At 57.8% G+C, this 6,019-nt stretch carries 7 protein-coding genes; 2 read left to right on the top strand and 5 right to left on the bottom strand.

Annotated elements, in window-relative coordinates; all coding sequences use genetic code 11:
* The 5 genes from IF803_RS41995 to IF803_RS41975 all read right to left on the bottom strand — a co-directional run.
* The coding region (locus tag IF803_RS41995; protein WP_461196098.1) for a carbamoyltransferase N-terminal domain-containing protein at positions 1 to 87 on the bottom strand (87 nt) is incomplete at its 3' end.
* A gap of 14 nt (positions 88 to 101) precedes the next feature.
* A complete protein-coding gene (gene nodS / locus IF803_RS41990; protein ID WP_240536973.1) occupies positions 102 to 782 on the bottom strand; it encodes a nodulation methyltransferase NodS in 681 nt (226 codons plus the stop codon).
* Positions 745 to 2,118, bottom strand: coding sequence for a chitooligosaccharide synthase NodC (nodC, locus tag IF803_RS41985; RefSeq protein ID WP_018270192.1), 1,374 nt, complete (start codon positions 2,116 to 2,118; stop codon positions 745 to 747). The genes nodS and nodC overlap by 38 nt, the downstream gene beginning before the upstream one ends.
* 16 nt (positions 2,119 to 2,134) lie before the next feature.
* A complete protein-coding gene (gene nodB, locus IF803_RS41980; protein WP_016848466.1) occupies positions 2,135 to 2,794 on the bottom strand; it encodes a chitooligosaccharide deacetylase NodB in 660 nt (219 codons plus the stop codon).
* Positions 2,791 to 3,423, bottom strand: coding sequence for a NodA family N-acyltransferase (locus tag IF803_RS41975; RefSeq protein ID WP_026192374.1), 633 nt, complete (start codon positions 3,421 to 3,423; stop codon positions 2,791 to 2,793). The genes nodB and IF803_RS41975 overlap by 4 nt, the downstream gene beginning before the upstream one ends.
* Before the next feature lie 850 nt (positions 3,424 to 4,273).
* On the opposite strand from IF803_RS41975, the gene nodD1 reads away from it, so the two are divergent.
* Together nodD1 and IF803_RS41965 are read left to right on the top strand one after the other, a co-directional pair.
* On the top strand, positions 4,274 to 5,218 hold the full coding sequence (nodD1, locus tag IF803_RS41970; protein ID WP_016848464.1) for a transcriptional regulator NodD1: 945 nt from the start codon (positions 4,274 to 4,276) through the stop codon (positions 5,216 to 5,218).
* A gap of 640 nt (positions 5,219 to 5,858) precedes the next feature.
* A partial coding sequence (locus tag IF803_RS41965; protein WP_461196097.1) for a LysR family transcriptional regulator occupies positions 5,859 to 6,019 on the top strand: 161 nt, incomplete at its 3' end.

Raw genomic sequence — 6,019 nt, 5'->3', positions numbered from 1 at the left:
CTCTTGTTCGGTGCAAAAGACAAGCTGTCCGTCCTCGACGACAGCGATTGCCCCATCATGTGTTAACTTGATGCCACAGATGCGCATACGACCCCCTGGCCCTAATGACCGTAATTTGGTTGTTCTGACGAGTTAATCGGCTTCCGGAACAGCACGAGCAAACAGTCTTCATTGACCGACTCAGTATGGCAATGAAGACGCTCGATCTCGGATAGGTTCTCATTGAAGAGAGAAATCACTGTTTCCGCACCGGCAGCGTGCCCACAGCGTCGACACGGAGCATCACGCGCGGACCCGAACACCAGAGCGCCATTTGGTGCAAGCATACCGACCAGATTGAGGATGGCTGTGTGCATCTCGGCGATGTCCTTGAGGTAGTAAAGAACCTCGGCCACGACGATCAGATCGAACTGCTCAGCCGTCGAGAACTGCTGAATGTCGCATGTTATCCATGTGATATGTGACCACCTCTTGGTCCGCTGGCGCGCACGCTCGATCGCCTGAGGCATGACATCGACCACGGTGAGCCTTTGGCAGTGCGGCGCCAGCATTTCGGTGAACGCACCGGCTGCACATCCGACCTCGAGGGCATGCACAACGTCACCGTTGCAACGCGACATCCGCAGCATCTGCGCGTATCGCTCCTGCTCGAACGAATTGCTGTCGAGCCGCCATGGATCATCGACAGCCAATTCGCGCTCCAATAGCTGATAGTTCTTGTCCGATGTCACGGGGGCATCCAACCTATTTGTAGGCGCTCGATCGCTCGGGACCGCAAACACTCTCGGTCGCCGCCACGCTCGATGCACGGTGCGAAAGCCCGGGCTTACAAATTGCGGCAGAGCTCACACCACTTCTCGCGGAGCTTATTCCGGTGGCCGCATGCGGAATGACAGCTTTATTCTCTCCGTCGCTTGCCACCATGACTTTACGCGACAGCCAATCGCTATTGCTCAATGTACAAAGCGCGTAGGCTTTCATCGGCAGCAAGAGAAAGATATTGATGGGTGTGTGAAGCGAGAAGCCGAGAAACCGCATATCGCGAGCACGGAACGCTGCCACACTGCACCGGACCATCGTCATGGCCGCAATCGTCAGCACCGTCCACCAGGCCACTGACCCGCCGATGACGAACTGCGCGAGCGCAGCCAGTGATGAGAGGGCGAGAAGCAAGGGGCCGAGATTTTGTCCGACAACGTCGAGCGTCAGATAGCGATCCAACTCGGGCAGCAAGCGCAACGCAAGAAATGTGTCTCGAAAGGTACTGCGCGCCCAGCGTAGTTGCTGTCGCAGATATGGTCCAAGGCTGTCCGGCACCACTGTTGCTGCGATCGCGTCGGGGACATACTCGGTTCGAAACCCCGCCTTGAGCATAAGGATCGTTAGATGACGATCTTCGCCGAAATCACTTGGCTTTCCACGAAAAAATTGCGTTTCGTATTGATCAAGCAGCAAGGCGAGCGCAGAGCGACGATACATGGCACACGGCCCGCAGCAGCACATCACGGCGCCGAAGCGTGCCTGCGCCGCGCGCTCTTCGTTGCAAGCCAACCAGTATTCCATATCGATCAGCTTGGTCAGCCAGGTCTCGTTGCGATTGCTCGCTACCAACTGCCCCATGGCCGCGCCGACGTCGGGGTCCTGCATCTTCGATACAAGCTTCGTGACCACGTCGACGGCAAGGATCGTATCCGAGTCGACGTTCAGGACCAGATCGCCGGAAGAGCTGCGTATCGCAGCAATCTGCGCCTTGCGCTTTCCGACGTTCTTGGCCATCAAGATGATGCGAAACCTCGGATCGCTCGCATAGATTTTGTGTACGGGTCCCAACAGATCGCGATTTGCGGATCCATCGTCGACCACAATGACTCTCAGTTTTCCGGCGTAGTCTTGACTTGCAATCGACGCGAGGCATTCGGAGAGTGTGTTTGGGTCCTCATTGAAACAGGGCACGATTACATCCACGCTGGGCAGAACCACCCCGGCTTGCTCGAGATCGTTCTGCAGCGATGAGGGATTGGTCGGCTGAGCGTAAAGCGCCTGCGCGCTCTTGTAGATGGTCGAGAGCAGCGCATAAGACGAAACGGCGACAGCGCTGGTTGTAGCGAGCAGATCCATGGGGTGCCAGTTTTGTTCAGTGAAGTTGAGGAAGCGGATGGATTTCGAACCCGCGCAGTTGCAGTGCCGGAATCAGATATGCCAGCGCCCTCACCGTCTGTTCACGCGAGGTACTGTCGATGCACGACGCCTCCTCGCCGGGCGGATATCCGTCGTGCAGGAGCACAATTGCTCCCGGGCGAACAGCCGCCAGCACTGACTTCACGATGCTATCAACCCCAGGACGCGACCAATCTCTCGGATCGACCGACCAGTGCACAGCAGCGAGGCCAGCCTTGGCCGACGTAGCAAGCACGTCTTCGGTCCATATGCCGTAGGGTGCCCGCATGTGCCGGGGCAACGCTTGTGGGCATGCCAATCGGATTGCCCTGCTCGCCGTTAGCACCTCATCATGTATCTCCGCTGCTTCGCATCTGGACAGATCGGGATGCGTCATCGTGTGGTTCGCAACCTCGTGCCCCTCGGCGATCATTCGTCGAATGAGTTCAGGTTGGTCGGCCGCGTACGTGCCGATAACGAAGAAAGTCGCGGGGACCCGATGTTGCGTCAGGACATCGAGGACGAGCGGCGTGCAAAATGGATTGGGCCCATCATCGAAGGTCAAGTAGACCGAACGACTTCCGCTAACGTCGCCGTAGTTGCACCGCACCGCAGATAGGGGGATGAGTTCATTCACAGCTCGGGCCCGTTCCGATCGATAATTGTTCCCGCCGGCCACTCGCCCATTGAGCGTCCAACTGGGAACACCACCACGAGCACGTCTTCGATGCGGATCGGCGACAAATTGGGGTAGACATCTGCCTGGGTGGAGCGGACGCGAATGCCTGGCATGAGGGTTGCCAACCCTCGCCTTCCGACCAGTCTGGTCAGATGCTTCTCAAGTGCGGGCCGGACCGTACCAAAGCCGAACGGCACCCCAAGCTCCTGCAGCGCAGGATACATCACGCGCATTGAGTGGCTAATTCCAAGCCCCTCAAGATCTGGACGGACGGCATACAATCCCAGTTCGGCCACGAGAAGATCAACGCCGCCAATCTTGATGAAGCGGCGCAGTAAGCCAATATGAGCAGCGACGCCGTGCGCGTCGTAACCGATTACGCGCATTTCAGGTCTTGCGCCGGCCCAACTTCGAATACCCTCGAATGGCTGTGCATTGAATGCACCAGTCGGCCCATAGCTCTTACGAAAGAAATCGGCGAGCTCGGCATGATCGGCGAGCTGCAGCTCGCTTTCCCAGCGAAGGCTCCACTGGACCTGAGTGCGCGCGGAAGGCTCTTCCGCAGACGGCGACACGGCAATATTCATGGCGGACTTCCCTGCGCCAGTAGGGATGAGAGCGGATATAGTCACGTAAGACACTCGCTATTCGCCGAACCGCTGATCAATCTGGAATGTGTTGGCATGCGGCATCCGCGCTCGACTATTCTCGCCAGGTCGCCCGAGAGTTGACTGAATCGGAGTGGCGCCATCGTTGGCGGCGAGACGATGGCGCAGCTCGCACGTGTCGTTCCAGCAATGCCATGGTCGACATATGCCCGGACATCCCAATGAGGCGATCGGGTTGTGCAGACTCCATCTGCATCCTGGGAGAGCTCCGTCGCGCCCAAGATCGCGATCGGCATTACCCTCTCTGAGGGCTGCCCATCGGTGTGTGAAAGCTCATCGAGGACACACGCGGCGGGCACTAGATCAACTTCGGTCTTATGCATCTTCGACTCGCCTTGTATTGCGATGGACAGGCGCGCCATTTGGCCAGTCGCCGGAAGTATTCGGCATCTGCGATCTGCGCACGCTGCTTGGTCGCGACACTAAGGTGAGGCTGAGCACGCCCTCAAGTGTACGCGGGTAAACCGCCGATATGGAAAGGGATGGAACGCGCATACGAAGGTTTATCGAGGCCTGCCTAGCGTCGCATCGCGTGAGAGTCGCACCTATAACAGGCGCAACGCGCGTGCGGCAGAGATAGCCACTTCGCACACGGATTCGGCAGATCCTCGCACGTCCAGGATTTCTTCTCGGAGCCCGCGTACGACCAATAGCCATCGTGGCATACCTAATTCATTTTCCAAACTGATGTTTGCTATCCAACAATCCGCAGTTTGGTAAAATCGATTGTTTCGATAGAACACATCCACACGATGGATAGACTCACGACATGCGGTTCAAGGGACTTGATCTAAACCTTCTCGTTGCGCTCGATGCTCTAATGACGGAGCGCAACCTCACAGCGGCGGCGCGCCAAATTAACCTGAGCCAGCCCGCCATGAGCGCTGCGATCGCGCGGCTGCGCAGCTACTTTCGCGATGAATTGTTTACGATGAGAGGTCGCGAGCTCGTCCCGACACCCGGCGCGGAGGCGCTTGCGGGTCCGGTTCGCGAGGCCCTGCTGCACATCCAACTCTCGATCATTTCTCGGGATGCGTTCGACCCGACCCTGTCGAGCCGACGCTTCAGGGTCATTCTCTCCGATTTCATGACAATCGTGTTTTTTCGGAGAATTGTTGATCGTATCGCACAGGAGGCGCCTGCGGTGCGCTTCGAATTGCTGCCATTTTCCGATGAACCCGGTGAGCTGCTTCGCCGCGGCGAAGTGGATTTTCTCATTTTGCCGGAATTGTTCATGTCGAGCGCGCATCCTAAGGCGACGCTATTCGATGAGACCCTCGTATGCGTGGGATGCCGCACGAACAAGCAGCTATTGCGACCACTTACATTCGAGAAATACAATTCAATGGGGCACGTCACCGCCAAGTTCGGACGGGCGCTGAGGCCCAACCTCGAGGAGTGGTTCTTGCTCGAGCACGGCTTGAAAAGGCGCATCGAGGTCGTTGTGCAGGGCTTTAGCCTGATTCCGCCCATATTGTTCGACACGGGCCGCATAGGAACAATGCCCTTACGTCTAGCCAGACACTTCGAAAAGTGGATGCCCCTGCGGATCGTCGAGCCACCACTCCCACTGCCCACTTTTACCGAGGCCGTGCAGTGGCCTGCGTTCCACAATACCGATCCGGCGAGCATTTGGATGCGGCGGATATTGTTGGAGGAGGCGTCCAACATGGGATCTGCAGATCGGAAACTACCAACGCGCAGGCGCTGCTAGGTCCACCACAAGCTGCTCCGGCAGATGCAAATATCCCACTCATCATTCGACGTGTCTGCCTTGTCATTTTAGCTTCCCGGACGGCCATGCTGCAAAACGCACGCGCGAGCCGGCCCGGGATTGTGAACGATTGCCGGCCCGTGCGCCTAACGATCCCGCAAACCGTGTAGTGCGCCTGTACTGCACGCGAGGTCCGACGCCATCGCGGAAGGACGCGAGCTTTCGAGTACGATGGTATTTGGCGAAGCGAATTAAATCGCTTGAACCTGACACTGCGTCAGGTTGTAATTTGCCTCCTGACCAATGCTGCGCAGGCGGACGTCAACGGGTCACATCGCGTGAACTCCTGGCTATGGCAGGATAGGCACTAAGGCTGGTTTGCCAATGGCGGCTCGACTAAGTCGAGTTGCGAGAGTGCCGGGAATCGACGAGATCGATCAGGTTGGCGCTCCCGACGGCTCGAGCCGCAGGTCGTCGTCCCCGAGCGCACTGCGTGCCATTCTGCGATGCTCCGCGAGCTTCTTCGCAATCGCACGAGAGGAACTGAGTTGATTCGCGCGAGCCAATGACACCGCTTCAGATGCAGCCGTTGTCGCTCATGGTATGCACTGTAAAAGACGAGCGCGTCGGATAATGAGATATGCGTTTCAACGGCCTTGATCTGAATCTTCTCGTCGCCCTTGACGCCCTAATGACTGAGCGCAGCCTTACCGCAGCTGCACGCAAGATTAACCTCAGTCAGCCGGCCATGAGCGCAGCCGTTGCCCGGCTGCGTTCCTATTTCCTGTCTCTTATACACAT

The organism is Bradyrhizobium sp. UFLA06-06 (assembly GCF_054820065.1).
Note: the sequence above shows the minus strand (reverse complement) of the source record. Positions and strands in the feature narration are given on the sequence as shown.